Source organism: Anaerocolumna sp. (assembly GCF_032079385.1).
Lineage (GTDB): Bacteria > Bacillota > Clostridia > Lachnospirales > Lachnospiraceae > Anaerocolumna.
The window spans coordinates 65,593-89,157 of sequence record NZ_DAMAUC010000008.1 but is presented as its reverse complement, the minus strand read 5'-3'; the positions used below and the strand labels follow the sequence as shown (position 1 = coordinate 89,157).

The window sequence follows — 23,565 nt, the reverse complement described above, 5'->3', positions numbered from 1 at the left end:
ATGAGTTCAACACAAAACAAAAAACAAAAACAGAATTCCCAAAACATTAAGGGGACTTCTATAAAACACCCTGCATCCTCTTTAATTTTTATTATTTTGCTTTCTGCTGTCGTTGTATCGGTGGTACTTTCTGTATCCATTGGACAAGTGTCCATTCCATTTCAGCAGTCCTTTCGGATACTGATTCATCAATTGACAGGAGGACGAATCGGAAATACCAGCGAAATTTCAATGGTTATGTTTACAGATATTATCTGGCAGATTCGCTTTCCCAGAGTCCTGTTAGCAATGGTTACAGGAGCTGGTCTGGCACTTTGCGGAACGGTTATGCAGGCCTCCGTACAAAACCCTTTGGCAGACCCTTATATTTTGGGTATTTCATCCGGTGCGGCCTTGGGAGCAACCTTTTCAATCATGCTGGGCTTCGGTGTCGGAGGCCTGCTGGGGGAATTTGGTGTCGCGACGTGGGCTTTTATTGGTGCACTTGGAGCGGCGGCCTTAGTCTTGGGTCTTGCCAGTATCGGTGGAAAAACTTCTTCAGTTAAGCTGGTTTTAGCAGGGACGGTAATTAACGCCCTTTGCAATGCCTTTTCAAACTTCATCATATATTTTGCTAAAAATTCGGACGGAATACGTTCTGTATCCTTTTGGACAATGGGGAGTTTGGCGTCGGCTGAATGGAGTAGATTACCTCTCTTATCAGCGGTAGTCTTTGCGGCAATCGTATTTTTCCTATTTCAGTCCAGAGTGATGAACACAATGCTGATGGGGGAAGAAACTGCGATTACCCTGGGGATTAATTTAAATTTTTATAGACGATTATATATGATTATTTCATCAGTGGTAACAGGTGTTTTGGTATCTACTTGTGGAATTATAGGGTTCGTCGGTCTCATTATTCCACATATTGTACGAAGCGTTGTAGGCTCCGATCATAAGCGGCTCATTCCAGCAGCAATCCTATTTGGTTCCCTGTTCATGATATGGACCGATGTTTTTGCCCGAATGATAATCCCCAATGGAGAACTCCCTATCGGAATTGTAACCTCCCTTCTGGGCGCACCTGTATTCATGTACATGTTGATTAAGAAAAGCTACGGATTTGGAGGGAGATAATTTGAAATTAAATGCGGAACACATATCAGTATCCTTTTCAGGTGCTGACATTGTAAAGGACATTAGTGTTAAAGTTGAGGATAAGCAATTTGTTGGAATTATAGGACCAAATGGATGTGGAAAATCCACCTTGCTAAAAAGCATATATAAAGTAATTAAACCTCAGAAAGGAACTGTCTTTTTAGGCGATAAAGATGTATTAAAATCATCCCCCCGTATTATTTCAAAAGATATGGGAGTCGTGGGTCAATTCAACGATTTGAGCTTTGATTTTACCGTCCAGGAAATGGTAATGATGGGGCGAACACCTCACAAACATCTAATGGATGCAGATAATATCCAGGACTATAAAATTGTTGCGGACGCTTTAGCCCGGGTAGACCTGACGGAATATGCAGACAGGAGCTACTTAACCTTATCTGGCGGGGAAAAACAAAGGGTTATACTGGCCCGTGCAATCGCACAGAAACCTAAATTCTTAATTTTAGATGAACCAACAAATCATTTGGATATTAAGTACCAGATTCAGATTTTATCAGTTGTGAAGTCATTAAATATTGGCGTTCTTGCCGCCCTTCATGATCTTCCTATGGCTTCTGTTTACTGCGATACGCTCTATGTAATTAAGGAAGGAAAAGTCATTGATTCAGGAAGTCCAAAAGAAGTATTAACAAAGAAACTTATAAGGCAGGTTTATGAAATAGATTGCGAAGTATATACCAATCCAATTACTGGCGATTTGGCAATCGCATATCTGCCCTCAAACACATAAGGAGGATTAAAATGGAATTGGATATGACGAAAGGGAATCCTTCACGGATTATTCTAAAATTTTTTATTCCGTTGTTCATCGGAAATTTACTTCAGCAACTCTATAGCATCATTGATGCTATTGTAATAGGGAAGTTTGTAGGCACAGATGCATTTGCGGCCGTTGGCTCTTCTGGTGCTGTTACTGTGTTTATAACTTCTATTCTGCTGGGTCTTGCTATGGGTGCTTCGGCAATTTTTTCCCAACTCTACGGAGGCAGGCAGTATGATGAACTGAAGAAAACTATATCTACTGCCCTAATATTTTTATTTTGTGTCAGCGTATTGATTACGATTGTAACATCAGTCTTTTTACCACAGATTATTTCACTTTATCGAATGCCAAAGGAAACAACTGCCTATGCTATCGACTATTTAAAGTATGTATTTCCCGGTTTTGTTTTTGTCGGTATGTATAACGCCTTTTCCTTTTTATTACGTGCATTTGGAGACTCAAAAACACCGTTGTATTTTTTGATTGCCTCTTGCATATCAAATCTCATTCTAGATTTGCTCTTTGTAGTGGTGTTTCATATGGGGACTGCCGGTGCAGCAATTGCCACACTTCTTACACAAGCTTTTGCTGCTATCGGCTGCGGTATATATACAATAAAGCGAATACAATTTTTGCATTTTGAGCGAAAAGATTTCGTATTCAGTACTTCTGCTTTTAATAAAATTGCGGCTTTTTCCGTACTGACAGCCCTGCAGCAGTCAATTTCCAGCTTTGGAATGATGCTTATTCAGGGACTGGTGAATACCTTTGGTTCAACGGTTATGGCAGCATTTGCAGCTTGTTCCAAAATTGACTCTATTGCCAATGCACCTTTGCAAGATTTAGGTAATTCTTTTTCTACTTATACCGCCCAAAATGAAGGTGCTGGCGAAACAAAAAGAATTCGGAAGGGTTTCCGTGCAACTTCAAGGATTATTATAATACTATCGGCATTAATCAGCATTGTTGCATTTATTTTCGCCCCGAACTTAATCGCTCTTTTTGTAAGTAAAGATGCGACTGAGGTAATAGCTGTCGGTGTAGGCTATCTTAGAATTGTTTCCGTGTTTTATGTGCTGCTTGGTTTTATCGTTATGTTTTATGGATTTTTCAGAGGCCTTGGAGCTATTAAGATATCTATTTTAATGACCATAGTATCGCAAGGATTAAGAGTATTATTAGCTTATTCATTCGCGCCTGTCAAGGGCTTTTCCGGTGTTTGCTGGGCTATTGTTGTGGGATGGTTTTTGTCAGATCTTTTAGGATTCTATATGTACAAGAAAGTTATGTTGAAGAGGTAAATCGACATAGTCAAAAATTTCTTAAATACCAATTAAAAGAATACCCGCCAAACAATAAACTTGAGTTTGGCGGGCATTCTTTCACAACTATAATAAAAGCAATAATCTCTCAATTTCGTTCTTAACAATAAAATTTTATCTTAAGCTATATTACCATGCCTTAGGCTAGTATTCATTTATGTAATTATTTATATCTTCAAAAGCAAATTGATCCCCACATCTTTTTAACTCCCCTAACACACGCTTTACACCATATTCGGTCAGGTACCAGTTGTCTTTTGAAATATTATATCCACTAATTGGTGTCAATAGAAACTCTACTCCAGGAAATGCAGCCTGATAAAACATCAGGCATCTTCTTGCGTGAAAGGCTTTACATACCAATAATACCTTTTTCAAATATATATGATTTTCTTCTGCAACCTGTTTTGCAAACAGAGCATTTTCACGTGTATAGGATGAACGGTTTTCACCCAAAATAATACCCTGAGGAACACCATTTATTAAAAGCACATCGGTAAAGAAATCGTATTCTGTTTTATAGGATTTACTATATACGTCTGCCTTTGATCTTGGACCTGGAAATACACCTGATTTTATGCTGACTCCACCACCAATAAATATATAAGGAGCATATCCATCCTTCCAAAGTTCTGCTGCTTTCTCTCCTAATTCAGGGTGGGAACCGCCAACAACCATAATAGCATCTGCTTTTTCAGGAATATGTTCAACAAAGATAAAGTCTCCTATAGCTTTAATATTAGTATTCATAATTAATCCCCCCTCAAGTATAAGTTCATTATATTTCTGTTCCATCTCCACATCTATTATATAGAACTTACAATAAATAGTAAACTTAATTTTCCTGTACTTTGTTCTCTGCTTTATGTGCCACTAATAACCAATGAAACAGCATATTGCGAAATGTGGAATGAATGAATTCGTTATATTCCATTTGGATTATTACAAATAATCTAGTTCATAATAAGTATGTTCAATATTTGCATATTTTCAATCAACAAATGACAAGAATCAGAAAAAACCGTATGTTATAATAGTACCATAAACTAAAATAATTTTATGTTCAACCTAAAAGGAGGATATTAAAAATGGAAATCAGGACAGCATCATCACCAAAAGATGTAAAACATTATACAACAGAGAGATTAAGAGAAGAATTTTTAATTCAAAATCTATTTGTACCAAATGAAATTAAATTAGTATACAGCCATATTGACCGTATCATTACGGGAGCTGCTGTTCCACTATCACCATTGACATTAACTGCCGGAGATGAACTAAGAGCAGAATATTTCTTACAAAGAAGAGAAATGGGTATTATTAATATAGGTGGAAAAGGCACCGTTACAATAGATGGAACTGTTTATGAGTTAGATAACAAATACGGTATTTATATTGGAATGGGTTCTAAAGATATTGTATTTAATAGTACAGATAACAGCAATCCTGCAAAATTCTACATTAACAGTGCACCTGCTCATAAGACATACCCTACTGTATTAATTAAACCGGAAGATTGTGTATTTGTGGAATTAGGATCTTTAGAGGAATCTAACCATAGAACAATCAGAAAATATATTCTTCCAGGACAGGTAGAAAGCTGCCAGTTGGTTATGGGTATGACTAGCTTAAAACCTGGTAGTGTTTGGAACACAATGCCTTGCCACACACATGACAGAAGAATGGAAGTATACTTATATTTTGATATGCCTGAAAATGCATTAGTATTCCATTACATGGGTGAACCAAATGAAACAAGACATATTGTTATGAGAAACGAAGAAGCAGTTATCTCTCCAAGCTGGTCCATTCATGCAGGATCCGGTACACAGGCATATACCTTTATATGGGGTATGGTAGGAGAAAATCAGGATTTTGACGATATGGACGGCGCTGCTATGTCCGATATCAAATAATTTCATAACATTTTAAAATTAGTCAAGATTTAATATATAGGAGGAAAATCAAATGAGTATAATGAATAGTTTTTCTTTAGAAGGTAAAGTGGCATTAGTTACAGGTGCTTCTTACGGAATTGGCTTTGCTATTGCACGTGGATACGCAGAAGCTGGAGCAACCATTTGTTTTAACGATATTAAAGAGGAGCTTGTTGAGCAAGGTCTGGAAGCATATAAGACTCTGGGCATTAAAGCTTACGGTTATGTATGTGATGTTACAAATGAAGATCAAGTGAATGAAATGGTTCAGAAAATAGAAAAAGAAGTGGGCGTAATAGATATCCTTGTTAATAACGCTGGTATTATTAAACGTATTCCAATGATCGAAATGAAAGCAGAAGAATTCAGACAGGTAATAGACGTTGACTTAAATGCTCCATTTATCGTATCAAAAGCAGTAATTCCCGGTATGATTAAAAAAGGACATGGAAAAATAATTAATATTTGTTCCATGATGAGTGAATTAGGACGTGAAACTGTATCTGCTTATGCAGCTGCTAAGGGCGGGCTTAAGATGTTAACTAAGAATATTGCATCTGAATATGGTGAATACAATATTCAATGTAATGGTATCGGACCTGGATATATTGAAACTCCACAGACTGCTCCTCTTAGAGAAGACGGACATCCTTTCAACAATTTTATCATATCCAAAACACCTGCTGCCAGATGGGGAAAAACTGAAGATTTAGTAGGACCTTCTGTCTTCCTTGCATCCGATGCTTCTGATTTTGTAAATGGTCATATCTTATATGTAGATGGCGGTATTCTTGCTTATATAGGTAAACAACCTAAATAAATATACCCTTTGTAAAACAGCAGAATATATAAGTTCTGCTGTTTTACTTCATAAAATGTAAATTACCGCAATGAAGTTAAGCAGAATAAAGGGAAACAGTTAAATATTAATGAAAGCATTTAGATTAGGTTAATAGACATATTAATCATTCTCACATATCCAAATAATAATTAATAAAATGGAGGTTTATGATGCCGGTACTATCATTAAAAATTATCAATGAACAAGGAACAATATTAGCAGAACATTCCGCTGAAGATGAAGTAATGCTTGTTTACGAGGAAGAATATAAACCTGGAGATAGAATTATATTAACAAGTACGGAAAAAGATATCCATCTTATGGTGCAACTAGATGACGCAATGGCTTCCTCCTTTGTATATATAACAAAGAACGAACTGATATATTATATTCCTTTCGAAGAAAAGAAAATATCTTATTCTCCAAACTCCTTCTCTGGAAATATTCACTTATTATCAGCTCGATTAGCTGCCAGTGAAGAGATAGATAATTATAAGAATCTTGCCTTGAATGTATTTGATCAACATGGTGATACTGGCTGTTATCCTCATGCTACTGCCAACGTAGAAACCCGAGATGAGTCCGTATTTGCTGCCAGAAATGCAATTGATGGTGTAAAAGAAAATCGTTCCCATGGCAAATGGCCTTATCAGTCCTGGGGCATTAATAGACAGGATGATGCCGAACTTAGACTCGAATTCGGACGTAAAGTCAAAATAAATAAAATAGTATTATACACGAGAGCTGATTTTCCACATGATAATTGGTGGGAAGAAGTGAATCTAGCTTTTTCAGACGGTACTAGTATAAAGTGGCAATTAGAGAAAAGTTCTAAGCCTCATATACTAAACATTGAAGAAAAAGAGATTGAGTGGTTACTGTTAAACAATCTGATTAAGGCAGATGATCCATCTCCTTTCCCGGCTTTAACTCAAATTGAAGTATATGGAGTAGAAGCCAATTAAATATGTAGTTAGCTAAAATAGTTGTGAATTTATTATAACATTTAAAGGGGCAAAACATGTAGTTCTGCCCCTCCCACAAACGGGATATTTGGATTCAGTTATTATCCAAGCCTTCTCATAGAATGCCAATCACCGATTCTTTTTCTTTCATTTCTCAAATGACTCTTTCATGAAATATTCTCTGATTTTATGTAGTCCCGCCTGATTCATCTGATACTGGTCGATGATATTTCCATTCTCAAAATGAATCACATCTGTACAGCAATCCAAAATCAATTCCAGATCATGGGTTATCACATAGATCGTTTTTCCCCCTTGTTGAAGGCTTCGCAAAACAGTGGCAACCTCCTGCATATGCCTAAGATCCAAACCACTGGTGGGCTCGTCAAAGAACAGGATGGAGCGGTGGGATGCAATAGCTGATGCAATGGCTACCCTCTGCTTTTGTCCACCCGAAAGGGACATAGGATGCCGGTTTTTGAAAGGAAGCAGATCCAACTGCTCCAGAATCCTCTCTGCCCGCTTTTCATCCTCCCCTTCCATGCTGATTTGTATTTCGTCCAGCACACTTTCCGTAAATAATTGATGATTCACTTCCTGCATGACCATATAGCAGCTATTCAGGCGGTCTTTAGGCCGATAGTTTTTTCCATTCCATACAATCTCGCCGCCGCGCTTTTCCAAACCGCAAAAACAACGGGAAAAAGTAGACTTACCGGCCCCGTTATTTCCAATAATGGCTGCAATCCGTTCCGTTGGTATCTCACAGTCCTGGATATGAAGGGTCTCTGGTCCATTCTTATAGGCAAAATGTAATTCCCGCACGCTGAGGGTTTTCCTGTCTGCCAGGGGCTGTACCTTTGCCTGTAATTGCTCCAGAGAAAAAGTTCTAAGCCCCATGGCAGCCCTCTCCTGCTCTGTCAACCGCTCAAATTGCGGGGCGGTATAATCCTCTTTAATTCGCCCGTTTTTCAGATAGATAAACCGATCTGCCAATCCGCGCAGGTAATAGAGCCTATGCTCCGACACCACAATAGTTTTCCCCTGGGCTTTCCAGAATGAAAGAATATCATGCAGTTCAAGAATAGAGGCCGCATCCAGATTGGAGGATGGCTCGTCCAATACAAAAATATCTGGGTACATTATAGAAACTCCAGCACAAGCGATTTTCTGCTTTTCACCTCCCGACAAGTGGAAGATGCTCCGTCCTAATAACCTTTGAAGATGAAAATCACGTATGGTTTTATCTTTCCGCTCCCGAATTTCCTGTTCCGGCAGTCCAAGATTTTCACACCCAAATGTAATCTCACTGGTGGTATCGACATTAAAAAACTGGGAACGTGGATTTTGGAATACACTTCCAATCATCCCTGCCGTATCATAAAGGGGCTGCTCAGAAACATTTTTATTATCCACCTGTACCTTGCCGGTCATTTTTCCCTCATAGTAGTGTGGAATCAATCCATTTATCAGACGTGTAAGTGTCGTTTTCCCACAACCGCTTTCACCGCAAAGCGCGACAAACTGTCCTCTTTTAATATTTAGGTTGATATCCTGAACACTATCCATCGATTCGGAATTTCCAGCGTAGGCAAAGGTCACATGGTCAATCTGTATCATTCTCTCCACCTCCCTTCATTAAAATCCAATTTTCCTTTGCAATAGAAATGCTGTAAAACAAAGGATACAAAGTAATATCAAAATCATGTCCTGCATATGGAATCCAATCCTGCATATGTTTGTCCGTTTTATGGGCGCACCCAAGCCCCGTGTCAATGCAGCGGCGGATAATTCATCTCCAATCTTAACCATAGAAACCATAAGCGGCACCAGCCGGTATTCCAGCATCAGAGAAAGGTTCTTTCCGCCAAACCGTATTCTACGCATTCTCATGGCATCCTGAATCGCCTGATATTCTTCCAGGATGGTGGGGAAAAAACGGAAAATAACAGACATGGGAATCACAATCTTTTCCGTAACATGCATCCTCTCCATTGCTGAAATAAACTCGCTAACCGATGTGGAGGAAATCAAGAATGCTCCCGTCATAATTCCTGGAGCAAATCTTGTCATAATGGAACAAATTGCAAGCAAGAGGAAAGAGAGCAGTCCACCTTCCCAAGTAAGTGCCACCCTCTCCAGCACAAAGCAGATTATGTATAAGATTAGATATTTCCCCGCCGTTTTGAATCGCCGTTCTGAAAGGATCAGAACGAAAGGAATTAAGCTTAATACCGGCTTGATGATATTCATAATTCCTTCATTGCTGGTACTAAGCATCAAAGTAGTAATTGTAATCAGTAGAACAAGTTTTGTCCGGGGGTCAAACGAAATTCCCTTTTTCTCCTTATTATCCACCAAAAATGATGCTTCCATTACGCAATTCCCGCTTTGACAAAATGTTTTTTTAGAATTGCTTTGCCAAGCAGTCCGCCCAGAATTGCAAAGATAAAAATCCCAACAAAAACCAAAATGAGACTCCACATCGGCATGACAGCCATCACCTGCGTTGCATACTCTTCTCCAAAGCTACTGGCAAAATCTGCATAGGACTGTTCCACCATGAAATACATAGGAATATAGGTTCCTACCATCCAAAGGCTGAACACGGCATAGCCCCAGATGCCCTTCTTTGCACTTTTGTAGCCACCGGATTTCAATATAAAATCTCCAAGCAAGCCAAAAACAGCACCCATAGGAACGCCCCAAAAGCCCATGCCGGTCAATCCCATCAGCAAACCGCACAAGATGCCCATGATTGTAACCATACCGAACCGTTTTGCCTTCGTCAGAAAAAGCATAAAGGGGATGCCGGTAATCAAAGACCAGAGTGCACCAAGGACAGGCAGAAAAAGGGGGACAAACCCGATAGGGATAGCAACACAACAGCCGATTACAAAGTATAGTACGGTAAACAGGCCGATGTTGATTAAGTCTTTTGTTTGTAACTTATTGTTCATAACGAATACCTCCGTTTATTTTGTAGTAGTTAGCCATTTCTAACCTCACATTAAAATAACACATTTTTCAGGTAACCGCTACAACCATTCAGCATTTTAGCTCCAAATGACAATGGATATTTAGGTTGACTGTACCCACTTTCAAACCTATAATGTAAATAAAACAAACCGTTATTTTACAAATGTGGCATTGGAGGCAAAGCTATGAATATTGATGATGTGATTAAAAAATCTATTGAGACTCCAGGGGTTTCAATGAAAAGAGGAGAATACAGTACTGAACTCATCTTAAAGCAGAGGGAAGGGAAAGGTTCCATGACTTTTCTTCCTCTGTTCCCCGGAATTACTCTTGCGTATATTTTTGTAAATGCTCCAACATGGCCGGCTCCAAATCTTTTGATTGAAGAATCTAATGCGAAAGGCCCGCTTATTATAAACTACTGTGTCACTGGACGGTGTGAGCTTATCTTAAATAGCGAGGACTTTGTTTACTTAAAGGACGGAGAAATTTCACTGACAGAACGCTTTGCACAAAAACAATATATTTATCCCCGCAGGATTTATGAAGGATTAGAATTTTTTATTGACATAGATACCGTTATGTCCCAAAGCACATATATCCGGCAAGCATTCGATCTTAATTTGAGTCACTTCCCGGAAGTTTATTGCCAAAATGGAAAGACATATATCTCTAACTGTACTGCTGAAATTGAAAATATTTTCAAAAAGCTCTGGGTTTTATACAATGCCAATCCCGCTTATGCCATCTTCCAAATGAGAATCCTCTCTCTGGAGCTGTTTGGTCTGATGCTGAATGATATGGATATCCCCCCCTCACAAGCCTGCACATTCTTTACAGCAACACAGGTAGATATAGCAAAAAAGACAGAGCAAATCATCACGGCTGATCTGCGCCAGCATCATCCCGCCTGGGAATTAGCAGCGTCTTTTTCAATCAGCGAAACCAGCTTGAAAAATTATTTCCGTGGAGTTTATGGGCAGAATATATCCATTTATTTACGAGATGCCCGCATGAATAAGGCGTCAGAACTTCTGATAAACACTCAGAAACCTATTGCTGCAATTGGGGAACAGGTAGGCTATATGAACCAAAGTAAATTTGCATCTGCATTCAAAAAGCAATTTGGATTAGCACCCTTAGAATATAGACGTTCTAAACATCTGGACACTTTTTTCAATAAAAAAACTATCTATAGATGATTCCAGAAACCATTTATTCCATTTAGATTTTGTAAATTCTGTTGTGATATGCCTTCTTCTGTCCCCAGAGCAGAAGCTTTTGCAATCATTTGCCCAGATGCTCCCATAAATGTCTGTACTACTAAAATGAATGCCATCATAAAACATATCACTTTTACTTTCATCTTTTGTTTCATAAACACTCTCCTTAAGTTTACCTTCTTTTAACAAGTAGATTTTATCCACCATGTAATTACATTAATCTAATAAAAATGGATCTCCTGTTTTTTCTAAATAATCTTTCAAGTAACCATCTAATTCTATAATTAACTCATTTTGCTTTCTATTTTCCACTACAGCAGGAGTTAATTGATATGGGTCCTGTTTATTATCATATAGCAATATTTTTTGTTCCTCATCCGGTGCATAACCATTATGCACAACATAAGTGTACCGTTTTGTCCGAACTCCCCTCCAACCAAAACACTTGTGATTTAAACCCCTTTTTTGGAATTCTTTCACCAGCTTAGGCATTCCGGGATAGGAACATATAAATGCATGTTGGGTGTCCTCATCAGATGTACCCAGTATATTATTCTTATGGCTAGAGCCCTGGCAGATGTCCGGTACCTCCAGATCCAATAGTTCCAATAAAGTAGGCATATGATCCGGACTGGCAAACATTACTTCATTGGTTCTATGTTCAATACTCCCCTTTTTGCGAATCATTAAAGGAATTCTTATTGCTTCTTCATACCATACATTTTTACTCATTAAGCCATGTGAACCGAGCATTTCTCCGTGATCAGCCGATAATACCACTAAAGTATTCTCTTCCATATTATTTTCTTCCAGGAAGTCGTAAATTCTCTTAAATTGAGAATCCACTCCGCTAATAGCTGCAAAATACTGTCTTGTAATGGTTTCTAATTCTTCTGTTTGATATTCTTTTGGTACATTTTCTCTAAAATGCACCGGTTCCTCTTTATATCTTTCATAATACTCATTTGGCACAAGTTCATAAGGCAAATGGGGTGGATTATAAGACAAAAACAATGCAAAGGGTTCGTCCTTTTGATTCATATTACTCATATATTCTAATGCTTTATCTGTTTCATATTCCACGGACCATTTCTTAGGCCTGATTTGTTCATCGCTATCTGCCCAATAATGAGGATCCAGATGATTATCATCTGCCCCATAAGAAAGCCAATAGTCAAATCCCTGACGGCGTTCTCCGGGAGGCGTATAAGCGTCCCAATCAACTGCCCCTGATTTAGGCTTTTCATGAAAATTCGTTTCTGCGGCATCAAGATGCCATTTACCGATATAACCGGTACCATATCCATTCTCTTTTAACACATTGCCGATACAAATTTCCTGTGGTTTTAGCATAATAACTTCATCTAAACCGTTCTTACAATTAGTCCACATTCCTACATTAAAAGGGTATTTTCCTGTCATTAAAGAGGCTCTGTGGGGAGAGCAAAGGGGAAAAGTACTAACTGCATTGGAAAATACCATGCTTTCCTTTGCAAATCGGTCAATATTAGGTGTTAGTACTGCATCCTCATTGGCATAGCCTACTCCTTGTGCTCTCCATTGATCAGCAAATATATATATAAGGTTCGTTCTGCGAGACATAACTTCACTCCTTTACCAATATAACTTCCAATCCTTCGACATACGAATAAGTGCTTCCAGATAAAAATAATCTCCAAAAGTATTACACTCGTCCACACCGCGGTTGGTGCATGTATTCTCTTTTGAATCTCTTGCATAAGTTCCATGTAATAATAATCCATTGGATTCTTTTTTATCCTTTACAGCACAATGGTCAATTAAAGCTCTTAACATTTTGTCTGCTGCATCTGTATACTTTTGTGCTTTAGCAGGCTCCAGATATTTTGCCATTTCTAACATTCCGCATACAGCGATTGACACTGAAGAAGAGTCTCTTGGTTCTTCGCTTCCCGTATCAAAATCAAAATCCCAATATGCGATTAAATCTTCCGGTAAATGTTCAATAAAGTAATCTGTTATTTTTTCAAATATTTCAAGGTATTTCGGATCCTTCAGATAAGCGTAGCTAAGTGCCACTCCATAGATTCCCCAGGCCTGACCCCTTGCCCAGGCAGAATTATTTCGATTGCCTTGGTGAGTTACTCCATAAGTAGGTTTGCCTGTCTTAGGATCGAAAAAATAAGTATGGTATGTGGAATGATCCGGTCTGATTACACATTTCATTGCTGTTTTTATATGATTCTCCGCTATCTGTGCATATGATGCATCACCGGTAACTTCCGTTGCCCAATAAAGCAGGGGCAGATTCAATAAGCAGTCAATAATTAATCTGTAATTGTCTTCTGCATCAATATCACCCCAAGCCTGTATAAATTGCCCCTTTTCATGATATCTGCTTACCAGATTATCTGCAGCTAACAAGGCTGCCTTTTTCCCTGTTTCATTTCCACAAAGTTTATAAGCAGCTACACAGGATAAGCTATATAAAAATCCCATGTCATGATGATTTACGTCTATTTTATTAAGAATTCGATTTAAGAAACTCTCAACTTGTATTTCTGCTGATTCTTTAAAGCATTTTTCTCCGGTATGTTCATATGCAATCCATATCTCACCGGTCCAAAATCCTGTTGTCCATTCAACATTTTCAGTTGGTTCATAAAATTGGTTTATACTGTTGGATGATTGAAAATGATGGGTAAAATCATCAAGATTTCCCCGTACTATATCCACTGCCTGATCTAATGCAGTTTTGATTATAGCTTTGTCTGTTCCTTTATACTTTTTTATACTTTCAAAAGTTTGTGCCATTTAATTAACCTCCCTTGGTTTCTATTAATTAATGTAAATAATCCATATCAAGTATTAGCCTTTAATACCGCTTGCTGCAACTCCTTCAACGAAATAACGCTGACAGAATATAAATATAATAACAACCGGAATCAGAGAACACACGGAAGCAGCCATAACCCATGCATAATCAGCTCCATATTGAGATATAAACATACGAATACCAAGTTGAATTGTCTTTAGATTCGTACTATCTAAATAAATAAGAGGTCCCATAAAGTCATTCCATACGTTTACAAATGTAAAAATAACTAAAGTCGCCATAGCTGATTTACCTAAAGGAAATACAACCTTTGCAAATATTCCATATTCACTCAAACCGTCAATCCTGGCAGCCTCACAAAGTTCTTCCGGTATACTGATATAAAACTGACGAATTAAAAATACACCAAAAGCTGAGAAAGATTGTAATAATATTAGCCCAAGATGACTATTGGTTAGTCCAAACTTTGACATCATCGTAAACTGTGGTACCATGTACACTTGCCATGGAACAGCAATTGTGGTTACATAAATTAAAAAGATAAGATTTCTGCCTGCAAACTTCATTTTAGCAAAACCGTAAGCCGCAAAGCAGCTGGTAAATAGTTGAATAACTGTTGTAATAACGGTTAATTTGGAAGTATTTTTAAAGAATTGCAGCAGAGGAAGCTTTTCCCAAATAATTTGATAGTTTTCAAAATGAAAAGCATCCGGAATCCATTTCATAGGTACGGAAAATACGTCTTTATTTAATTTTAAAGAAGAAATAACCATCCAATAGAAAGGAATAAGCATTAAAATTGATGCGGCAATGAGTAAAATATATAATGTAATTCTACCTATTGTTTTATTTTTTTTCATAATTTTCTCCTCTCTTACATATATTTAACGAATTTCTTTTCGCCTTTAAATTGAATTAGTGTTACAACAAGAACAATTACGAATAATACCATAGCCGCCGCACTTGCATATCCAAATTCAAATTTTACAAAGGCCGAATTGTATATAAAGTTAACCAATACATTGGTAGATCTTCCCGGTCCTCCGCCAGTCATAACATAGATTAAATCGAATACTTTAAAACATTGTATGGTTAACATCATCATTACGAAGAAGGTTGTTGGTGTCAGCAAAGGAATTGTTATATATCTTAATTTTCTCCATCCATTGGCACCATCTATGCTTGCTGCCTCATAAAGAGCAGGCGATATGCCCTGGAGTGCAGCTAGATAAACAATCATATAATATCCCATGAACTTCCAGATACTAACAATAATAACTGCCATCATAGCCCACTTGGTAGATACCACCCATCTGGGTGGATTTGCTATACCAATCATTCTTAAAAAGTTGTTAATTGGTCCGTATTCCGGTTGGAAAAGCATGTTCCAAACTGCACCAACTGCAACTAAAGATGCAATATATGGGAAAAAGAAGGATGTTCTGAATACTGCAATGCCTTTTATCTTTTTATTTAATAAAACTGCTAATAACAAAGATGCAACTACCGTTATTGGAACTGTAAATATTGCATACTTTATTGTGTTTACAAAGGAAATACGAAATGTACTGTCATTTATTAACCGTTTAAAATTCTCTAGACCCACAAATACCATAGGGTTTCTTGAACCATCCCATTCCATTACACTTAATATTAATGAAAAACAAACCGGTAAAAAAATAAAGATGGTATAGCCAATGAGATTTGGCAAAATAAAAGAATATCCAACTAAATTATTCTTTATTTTTCGTTTCTGTTTTGATGTCATATATTTAACCTCCGCTAAATCTTTGCATAATAAAAAGGGGCGTCTTCAAATACTCTATTGTTTAATAAACAACAATTTTTTTGAACGCCCCTTTTACCTAACAATATATAAGTTCTACCTTAACTTTAATAACCTTTAATTTCTGCAACACGTTCCTGTAATTCTTTTATGCCTTCATCAATTGTGTATTCACCAATCATGATTAAATCGTGTTCTTCATCCAGTACAGTACGTACTTCATCGATATTTTCATCTAATGGTCTGTCAAATACATAATTTACATATTTTAATGCATCTTTACATTCAGATGGGAAGTATTCAGCTGAAGCAATAATATCAAAGGATTCCTCGGATTGAATTCCTGATAAAATACCATTCTCTGCAAGTGTTTTAGAGTTTTCTTCGGATGCAGCGAATTTTACAAATTCCCAAGCTAAATCTGGAACATCAGTATTAGCACCAATTGCAATAGGAGTTAATGCTCCAACTGTTGAACCTGCCTCAACGCCCTCTGGATGTGGAATTGTTGCAAATCCCCAATTAAAGTCTGTCTCCCCTGAAGCCTGTGATTGCATCATTGTTCCAATAAACCAGGTACCCATTGGCATCATAGCAACCTGTTGGTTTTTAAATACACTTGAATAGTGAATATTCGCTGTTTTTAATGTTGCATAATCTTGAACAATTCCATCTTTTTGCATTCTTACTGCTTGTTCATAATATGGTTTTAAGTAAGAATAATCTTTTGCAACTACAGTGTTCTTTCCGTCTTGAACTGCCCAGTTAGTAACAAGTGCCTGCCATGTATGGTTATGAGTTCCATATACCTTGTCGCTTCCTTCACCAAAGGTTACTTTTTTGGCAAGTTCTTCGTATTGTGCCCAAGTCATATCGTTTGATGGATATTCTACTCCGGCTTTATCGAATAAATCTTTATTGTAGTATAATACATACCAGTCAGAACGATATGGCAGTGAATAAGATTTTCCATCTACTTGAAGCTGTTCTGCAGCGCCACTGTATACAGATAAATCTAAACTATCTTTTGCAATAAATTCATCTAATCCTAATAACTGTTTCTTAGATGCCATAGAAAGTAATGAGCCCATGTCCTTTACCCAGATTACATCCGGATCTTTTGATTCTGCTGCTAACATAACAGTAAGCTTATTGTTATATTCATCTGCAGAAGTATCAATAACTTCAACCTTAACATCTGGATGAGCATCTTCAAAAGCCTTAATAGTAGCTGAGAATTGTGGTGTAGTATCATTATCCCAAGTAGTTACAGTAAGAGTTTTCTTTCCGCCATCTTCCTTGGTAGTTTCTGATTGTTCGTTTCCACTTTCTGTTTTTGTGGTATCTTCCTTTGGTGTATCCTTTTTACCGCATCCGGTAAAGAGGGTTGCTACCATTATTGCAGATAATAGTAAAGCAATTGTTTTTTTCATATACATCCTCCTATAAAATTCACGATAAAGCACTGGCTTTATGTATTAAGTGTTTTATATCTTGCATTAATGATAACAAAAAACTATCTATAAGAACATTAATTATGTTTATATTTATATTACTATTTATAGTTCCTGCAAAATTTATGATAAATAAAAATATATTTTCTTTATATTTTTATACTATTTATAGATAATCAACAAAAACGAAATAATTTTACCCTTGTTTTCTTGTGTTTTTGCTGAAAAAAGATATAATAGAGATAGTAAAGTTTTTAACCTTCCAAATAGGATGCCATTTTGAGGTTCTTACACTAGCTCCCATTGCATGCCACATCTGCTTTCTGATATGGCACTGCCCCTAATCAGGGTGTGATTTATGCATTTCAATAATTCACACTATTCCTTCTTATCTTAATTGAAAGGATTCAAATTCATGAAAAAATTCAGAGACTTATTTTCGATAAAGACCATCAAAAGTAAACTGATACTATACAATCTAATTATTATTATTTCCATAGCAATGTTTGTAAGTATCTTTAATTTTATCTCTTATCGTAAAAATACAATTAAAACGGCAATTAATAATTCCATGTACCACACTAAGAATATTTCAGACCGGCTTCACATTGCCTATGAGGAAATGCTAAACATTGTACTGAATTGTACTGCAAGAAAGTCCTTATTCTTATCCATAAATAGTCGTGATCTACAGACCTCCAGCGGTAAACAAATGGCTCTATATGGAACCCAGGTATTAAAAGATTATTGTGCAGTTTCCGGTTACAGTGAATACATAGCTAAGATTACTTTATACAGTAAAAACGGAGTTTTAATACAATCCGGTTTTATTCCCGGTTCCATAAATGATGTTTCATGGATTACAAATTCAGATTGGTTTCAAAAAGAATACGAAAAGAATTCCAGTTCCTATCAATTATCCTTAGTTGATTCACCATTTTTAGAGCCATCTAAAACCAAACTCCTTCCTATACTTAGAACTTTAGAATATGATGACAACAAAAAAAATAATGGCTGGGTTTTATTGTGTATATCATCAAAATTATATAGTAAAACCTTAGAGCAATATAATGACGACAGTGCTATGTATTGTATCACAAAGGAGGGTGATTTAATTGCATCTGTTAATTCTGAGAGTATAAATGGAACAAGTATTATAGATACGCTATTGAACAAATCAAATAATCAGGGTTCTCTCCGTGTGGATATTGATGGTATTGATAGTATTGTTACTTATTATAGACAATCTCAAAGCGGAATATTAATTTATGAAATAATACCAATAAAGGACCTGAGTATGGAGCACATTGTCATCATCCAAACGATTATCCTTTTATTTATTTCCTGTTTGATTATTGGATTGCTGCTTTCAATACTAATTTCAAAAAAAATTAATAAGCCCATTGCACGACTTTTATATAGTATCGAAAATATTTCAAATGGAGACTTTACCCGTGATCCAAAGATTGAGGGCAATGATGAGATTGGTACAATTGGTAAATGTGTAAATAAAATGTCCAGTCAAATATATACCCTTTTAGATACCAGAGTTGAAATAGAAAAAGAAAAGAAAGATCTGGAAATAAAAATGTTACAAGCTCAAATCAACCCGCATTTTCTTTATAATACTTTAGATTCCATTCGGTGGATTGCCATGATACAAAAAAACAGCGGAATTGTTCAAGTGGTCACCTCTCTATCTTCACTATTAAAAAATATGGCAAAAGGCTTTAACGAAAAAGTAACTTTAGAAAAAGAATTAGAATTTCTAAATGACTATGTTATAATTGAAAAGATAAGATATGTTGAGTTATTCGATATTGACATTCAAGTATCGGATCCGACTCTTTATAACGCGAAAATTATTAAACTAACCTTACAACCTATTGTTGAAAATGCAATTTTTAATGGTATTGAGCCAAGCGGTCATACTGGAGTTATCAAAATATCAGCATACACAGATAATAGTACATTATACATATCCATTTACGATAATGGGGTGGGAATTTCACCGGAAAATTTAAATACCCTTTTATCAAAAACAGAGAGAGTAAAAAGCAGTACTATGAGCGGTATTGGTTTACCTAATGTTGATAGGCGGTTTAAACTTGTTTATGGAGAAGATTATGGAATTAAAATTGACAGCAAAGTAGGGGAATACACAAAAATTACAGTATCTCTTCCATTAGAATTTGACTAGGAGGTTTCTATGTATCGGATTATGTTAGTAGATGATGAACCATTAATATTAGCGGGGATTACTTCCTTAATTAACTGGGAGGATCATGCCTGTACCATTGTCGGCAGAGCCACTAATGGCCAGCAGGCATTGGAGCAAATAATAGAATTACAGCCGGATATTATTATAACAGATATAAAAATGCCTGTTATGAATGGCTTAGAATTAATCGCAAAATGTAAAGAAGAAAAGTTAGATTTTTCATTTGTAGTTTTAACCAATCTGGAAGAATTTGAACTTGCAAAGAAAGCTTTAACTCTTGGGGCTTCGGAATATTTAGTAAAAATAAATTTAACAGAAGAATCTTTAGTTAACAGTCTTAACAAAGCAAAACAACATTTTGACCAAATAACTGCATGTAATACCAATCGAATGGTCAATTCATTTATAGAAGCCGGTAAAGAGGAAATAACCAAGACATTTTTCAAGAAATTATTACTCTCTTCCCAAAGATATGCCACAATTGATGATGTAGTGTTACCGGATGAAACAGATAAATTAAATACTTTTACAGAGCATGAGAAGCAGATAGCTGAACGCTTTGTTTCACCTCTCCTGATTATGCTAAACATAAGTTATTCCAATGCAGAGTATATAAAAGAGGATAAGCAGGATGATATAAAGAAAATAGCAGCCCACGCATCCGGTATTATTAGCGAAATGCTTGGACGATTTTTTAAAAATTCCTCCATACTGGAATGGGAACAATGGAAATTTTTATTGGTAGTTTCAACAGAAGGAATTGAAAACCTTACGGATGTTTTAAAATCTTTTTGTCAAAAGGTGAATACCGTATTAAAAACTTATTTTGAAATTACTGCTGCTTTCGGTATCAGTGAAATTGCAAAAGATGCTTACCAGCTTCCTGAGTTAATTGATCAAACAATAACAGCGATCGATTACTATTATTATTATCCTTCATCACCAATCATATTTTATTCGGAAAAGTGCAGGAAGAAAGAACATAACGATAATTTTGATATTAGCTTTTTAAAGAAAGAATTAAATATTGCATTACAACAAAATGACAGCCAAAAAGTATCCGATATATTTAATCAATTAATCGATCTATTCTCTACCTATACACCACGTAAGAGACAAGCCATTAATGCCTGTATCAATCTTTATTCTTTTTTTGAAAGTTATGAGAATGGATATATGGATGCACTTCCCAGCACCATTACAGTAATGGAGCATCTGAATCAATTCAGCTGTCTTAATGATATTATAGAGTATTTGAAATATTTCCGCACTAATATATGTAACATTATAGATTCCAAAAAGAATTCAAAAATCGATAAGATTATAGAATTAACAAAAAAATATGTTAATAACCATTATACCGAAAAGCTTACCTTGTCCAGTGTTTCAGAAGCCTTAAATTTTAGTTCCGGTTATCTAAGCAGCAGTTTTAAAAAACATACCGGCAGCAATTTCTCAGATTATATTTCCTATGTAAAGATTGAAAAGGCGAAGGAATTAATCAATACACATAACTATCTGATGTATGAAATTTCAGACATGTTAGGTTTTGATAACCCCTATTATTTTAGTAAAGTATTTAAAAAAGTAACCGGAATGTCTCCAAGAGAATATGAAATCAGTATAATTAATCAAAAGTAAAAACTGTTATATAATTGTCATTCTAAGCTCGATAGCCCCATGTTGAAGGGACTGTTGTAAAATATATGTTTATACCAGATATGAATTATAATGTTAACCTGTTCTTCTATACCTGGTATCCCTATTCTATTTGCAGCGGCCCTTTAAGCATGTAGTCAGGCTTTAATGATTTCCTCTCAAAATTACTATCTTTACATAGATTTATATTAATCTTCTCTCTTCTACTAGATTTTAAGGTTTCCTTCTATTCCTTCATAATCTATGGTTGTCTCCATTCCACTACTATGTTTTACGATTATTTTGCCATATCCGCCGCATTGTTCTTTGTCTTCAAATATAATTTGTTCTATAGGAAATAATTCTTCATCACTCCAGGGGGTATTATCTCTTTTATGTAGTATAGCAGTAATCAAGATGTAATCTTTATACTCATAATACTTATCTCTCCTGCTTTCTGCATATAGTAGTATACTTTTATTGGTCACAGGACTTTTTGAAACGTTTTCTTTCACAGCCAACAGATCAAATCCAGTATAGGTAACCATGGCAACTTGTAAATCTTGGGTTTTAGCAATAATTGCTTTTGCCCCGTTTTTCTCTCTCTCTTCAAAACTTACATTTTCCCTATCCATTACCGGCAAACCATAATGTCCCAAATATAAAGTATAAGGTTTATTCGGTATACGAGCTTTATCAACTCGAATCAGACCATTTTTTACTGGAAAATCTGATAAATCAATACTTGCTTTATCTTGAAAGGTCGCTTCAAAATCAAAATATTCCTTACGGTACAAAACTCCCTTCTTTTCCCCTGCATATAAAAGGATATTAGGAATCTGGGTGTTCTTATTATCTTCATATAATAAGCTATATTGCATTGCTTCCGGCCCGGTAAAGTCAAAGACTTCCCAAGGCAATATACTATTAAAACTTAATCTGGAATACTCTGAAAGTAAGGGATCTCCCTTTTTTACAAGTACTTTTCCACATCTAAGTTCAACTGCACCGGTTTCCTTGTAATTAGTCAGATTCATGCCCGGGCCGTCTAATGTAACTTCTTCTATAGTCACATCCTTATTTTCCCAAACACCGTTTTTCTCGGCGGTTGTCCAAAATTCATCCTGGTCGGATAAAGCTAAACATAAAAAGGAATTGGCTATCCAAAATGGACTGGCAGAACAGCTGTAGGATTGAATCAGCGGTTCATAAGGGCCATAGTAACCCAGACATGGTATATTATTTACAAAACATTCTTCTTTCGTAATAAATTGTAGTAAATTACCGGATAGTATTCTTCTAGCTAACCCTTTGTCTACGGTGCTGTTTCTTAAAAATAAATTGGCTGCAAGAGGAGCAGAAGCCGCACTTCGGTAAATATTGCTTCTTCCCCACATTATCATATGAGCATTTTCATCAAACATGCCAGGATAGGTATCCATTAATTTATTGGAATACTCCTCCATTTTAGCTGCTATTGCTGGTTCCTTCTTATAACCATACCACTGGTTCCATAAAGGTCCGTATACATGAAATGCCCAGGGAGAATAATAATCAAATCTGTGCCCATCCCGGTACCAGCCATCTCCTGCGTAGTAAGAAAGAATACAGGCTGCATGGTCTCTCATAACTCCTTTATCAATTCGGTAACCATACTTATCTAAGAATGCCAATATTAGCATATTAAAAAACCGCCAATTATGGTGTCCTGTTCTGGAGTGTCCAAATTCACTCAGATACTCTGCAATCTTATCCTTTTCCCCATCAGTATAATGATTCCATATTATGTCCTCAGATATAGTCAAACCAATTACTAAAGAAGCACATTCGCAAGTATGTTGGAAAGCGTGTTCCCCTTCCCTTGCACTTTGCTTAATTTCTTCTAGATTATATAAGTAGCTATTTGTTCCCGGCGTTACACAAGCCAGTATCTGATTCTTGTAATATTCTTTCATGCTATAGTTTGATATAATAGCTTCCGGTTCGTTTACTAATAAAGGGGCTGCTATCAGAAAACTTCTTGCCAGACCTTCAAACTTTTCCGCCGCATACCTCCACTTAGGGGCATCTGGCTGGGGATAGCTTACCTTATCACCGGAATGGGGGATTATAATGGGATCTTCAAACTCTTTTACATGAGAAAAGATGCCTTCTAAAAACAGGTGGCAGATTTCTATCCAATGTTTCTTCGTCATACCCGTATAAGGGCTTAATTTATAATCTGGTTCTTCTAAGCAATATTTCATGTATAATCTCCATTCCACCGCTAGAAGGCGGCACAAATCCTTGTATGTAATTATTCTGGGGAATTAATTATTTTATAATTAATCTTTTTTATTTTAGTCTTTCTTATATTAATTTACCTTCTACTAATTTGGCTTATATTAATTCGCTTATATCAATTCACTTATATTAATTGGCTTATATCAATTGACTTATATTAATTAGCTTTTATTAATTAGC

Annotated in this window: 20 protein-coding genes; 9 read left to right on the top strand and 11 right to left on the bottom strand. The window is 36.2% G+C overall.

From position 1 onward, the window contains the following. Genes RT261_RS08445 through RT261_RS08435 form a run of 3 tightly spaced genes read left to right on the top strand, consistent with a single transcriptional unit; the run spans position 1 to position 3,222 of the window. Positions 1–1,116: a FecCD family ABC transporter permease gene (locus RT261_RS08445; protein ID WP_313131731.1), complete on the top strand. Its 1,116-nt coding sequence runs from the start codon at positions 1–3 to the stop codon at positions 1,114–1,116. Between the two features lies 1 nt (position 1,117). Further along, on the top strand, positions 1,118–1,888 hold the full coding sequence (locus RT261_RS08440) for an ABC transporter ATP-binding protein (RefSeq protein ID WP_313131728.1): 771 nt from the start codon (positions 1,118–1,120) through the stop codon (positions 1,886–1,888). Between the two features lie 11 nt (positions 1,889–1,899). After that, positions 1,900–3,222: an MATE family efflux transporter gene (locus RT261_RS08435; protein ID WP_313131725.1), complete on the top strand. Its 1,323-nt coding sequence runs from the start codon at positions 1,900–1,902 to the stop codon at positions 3,220–3,222. 165 nt (positions 3,223–3,387) lie between these two features. Here RT261_RS08435 and RT261_RS08430 read toward each other — a convergent pair whose 3' ends face one another. Then, positions 3,388–3,993 (bottom strand): YdcF family protein, encoded by a 606-nt coding sequence (locus RT261_RS08430; RefSeq protein WP_313131723.1) that lies wholly within the window; start codon positions 3,991–3,993, stop codon positions 3,388–3,390. 338 nt (positions 3,994–4,331) lie between these two features. Between RT261_RS08430 and kduI the strand changes: the two genes are divergently transcribed. The 3 genes from kduI (at position 4,332) to RT261_RS08415 (ending at position 6,986) form a co-directional block, all read left to right on the top strand. Beyond that, positions 4,332–5,159: a 5-dehydro-4-deoxy-D-glucuronate isomerase gene (kduI, locus tag RT261_RS08425; RefSeq protein WP_313131720.1), complete on the top strand. Its 828-nt coding sequence runs from the start codon at positions 4,332–4,334 to the stop codon at positions 5,157–5,159. A 52-nt stretch (positions 5,160–5,211) separates the two neighbouring features. After that, positions 5,212–6,000 carry a gluconate 5-dehydrogenase gene (locus tag RT261_RS08420; RefSeq protein WP_313131717.1) on the top strand — a complete coding sequence of 263 codons (789 nt, stop codon included), beginning with the start codon at positions 5,212–5,214 and terminating at the stop codon, positions 5,998–6,000. Positions 6,001–6,191: 191 nt separating this feature from the next. Then, positions 6,192–6,986 carry a DUF7402 domain-containing protein gene (locus RT261_RS08415; RefSeq protein WP_313131714.1) on the top strand — a complete coding sequence of 265 codons (795 nt, stop codon included), beginning with the start codon at positions 6,192–6,194 and terminating at the stop codon, positions 6,984–6,986. Between the two features lie 147 nt (positions 6,987–7,133). Here RT261_RS08415 and RT261_RS08410 read toward each other — a convergent pair whose 3' ends face one another. The 3 genes from RT261_RS08410 to RT261_RS08400 are packed head-to-tail and all read right to left on the bottom strand — an operon-like array spanning position 7,134 to position 9,946. Further along, on the bottom strand, positions 7,134–8,606 hold the full coding sequence (locus RT261_RS08410) for an ABC transporter ATP-binding protein (protein ID WP_313131712.1): 1,473 nt from the start codon (positions 8,604–8,606) through the stop codon (positions 7,134–7,136). A gap of 18 nt (positions 8,607–8,624) precedes the next feature. Further along, positions 8,625–9,362 carry an energy-coupling factor transporter transmembrane component T gene (locus RT261_RS08405; protein WP_313131710.1) on the bottom strand — a complete coding sequence of 246 codons (738 nt, stop codon included), beginning with the start codon at positions 9,360–9,362 and terminating at the stop codon, positions 8,625–8,627. Further along, positions 9,362–9,946: an MptD family putative ECF transporter S component gene (locus RT261_RS08400; RefSeq protein WP_313131708.1), complete on the bottom strand. Its 585-nt coding sequence runs from the start codon at positions 9,944–9,946 to the stop codon at positions 9,362–9,364. The genes RT261_RS08405 and RT261_RS08400 overlap by 1 nt, the downstream gene beginning before the upstream one ends. 204 nt (positions 9,947–10,150) lie before the next feature. Here RT261_RS08400 and RT261_RS08395 point away from each other — a divergent pair, with 204 nt between their 5' ends. After that, positions 10,151–11,167, top strand: coding sequence for an AraC family transcriptional regulator (locus RT261_RS08395; RefSeq protein ID WP_313131706.1), 1,017 nt, complete (start codon positions 10,151–10,153; stop codon positions 11,165–11,167). On the opposite strand, the gene RT261_RS08390 is transcribed toward RT261_RS08395, so the two are convergent. The 6 genes from RT261_RS08390 to RT261_RS08365 form a co-directional block, all read right to left on the bottom strand. Continuing rightward, the gene (locus RT261_RS08390; protein ID WP_313131704.1) at positions 11,158–11,343 is read right to left on the bottom strand and encodes a hypothetical protein; all 186 of its coding nucleotides are present in this window, start codon (positions 11,341–11,343) and stop codon (positions 11,158–11,160) included. The two genes, RT261_RS08395 and RT261_RS08390, sit on opposite strands and share 10 nt — an antisense overlap. 61 nt (positions 11,344–11,404) lie before the next feature. Continuing rightward, a complete protein-coding gene (locus RT261_RS08385; RefSeq protein WP_313131702.1) occupies positions 11,405–12,790 on the bottom strand; it encodes a sulfatase family protein in 1,386 nt (461 codons plus the stop codon). Between the two features lie 12 nt (positions 12,791–12,802). Then, positions 12,803–13,981 (bottom strand): glycoside hydrolase family 88 protein, encoded by a 1,179-nt coding sequence (locus tag RT261_RS08380; RefSeq protein WP_313131700.1) that lies wholly within the window; start codon positions 13,979–13,981, stop codon positions 12,803–12,805. Positions 13,982–14,035: 54 nt separating this feature from the next. Beyond that, a complete protein-coding gene (locus tag RT261_RS08375; protein ID WP_313131699.1) occupies positions 14,036–14,863 on the bottom strand; it encodes a carbohydrate ABC transporter permease in 828 nt (275 codons plus the stop codon). A 14-nt stretch (positions 14,864–14,877) separates the two neighbouring features. Beyond that, a complete protein-coding gene (locus RT261_RS08370; protein ID WP_313131697.1) occupies positions 14,878–15,771 on the bottom strand; it encodes a carbohydrate ABC transporter permease in 894 nt (297 codons plus the stop codon). Positions 15,772–15,896: 125 nt separating this feature from the next. Next, on the bottom strand, positions 15,897–17,228 hold the full coding sequence (locus RT261_RS08365) for a sugar ABC transporter substrate-binding protein (RefSeq protein ID WP_313131695.1): 1,332 nt from the start codon (positions 17,226–17,228) through the stop codon (positions 15,897–15,899). Between the two features lie 430 nt (positions 17,229–17,658). On the opposite strand from RT261_RS08365, the gene RT261_RS08360 reads away from it, so the two are divergent. Next, positions 17,659–19,443 carry a sensor histidine kinase gene (locus tag RT261_RS08360; RefSeq protein ID WP_313131691.1) on the top strand — a complete coding sequence of 595 codons (1,785 nt, stop codon included), beginning with the start codon at positions 17,659–17,661 and terminating at the stop codon, positions 19,441–19,443. 9 nt (positions 19,444–19,452) lie between these two features. Further along, positions 19,453–21,105, top strand: coding sequence for a response regulator transcription factor (locus tag RT261_RS08355; RefSeq protein ID WP_313131688.1), 1,653 nt, complete (start codon positions 19,453–19,455; stop codon positions 21,103–21,105). A 224-nt stretch (positions 21,106–21,329) separates the two neighbouring features. On the opposite strand, the gene RT261_RS08350 is transcribed toward RT261_RS08355, so the two are convergent. Beyond that, positions 21,330–23,348, bottom strand: a complete 2,019-nt coding sequence (locus RT261_RS08350) for a DUF2264 domain-containing protein (protein ID WP_313131686.1) — start codon at positions 23,346–23,348, stop codon at positions 21,330–21,332. Positions 23,349–23,565: the final 217 nt, after the last annotated feature.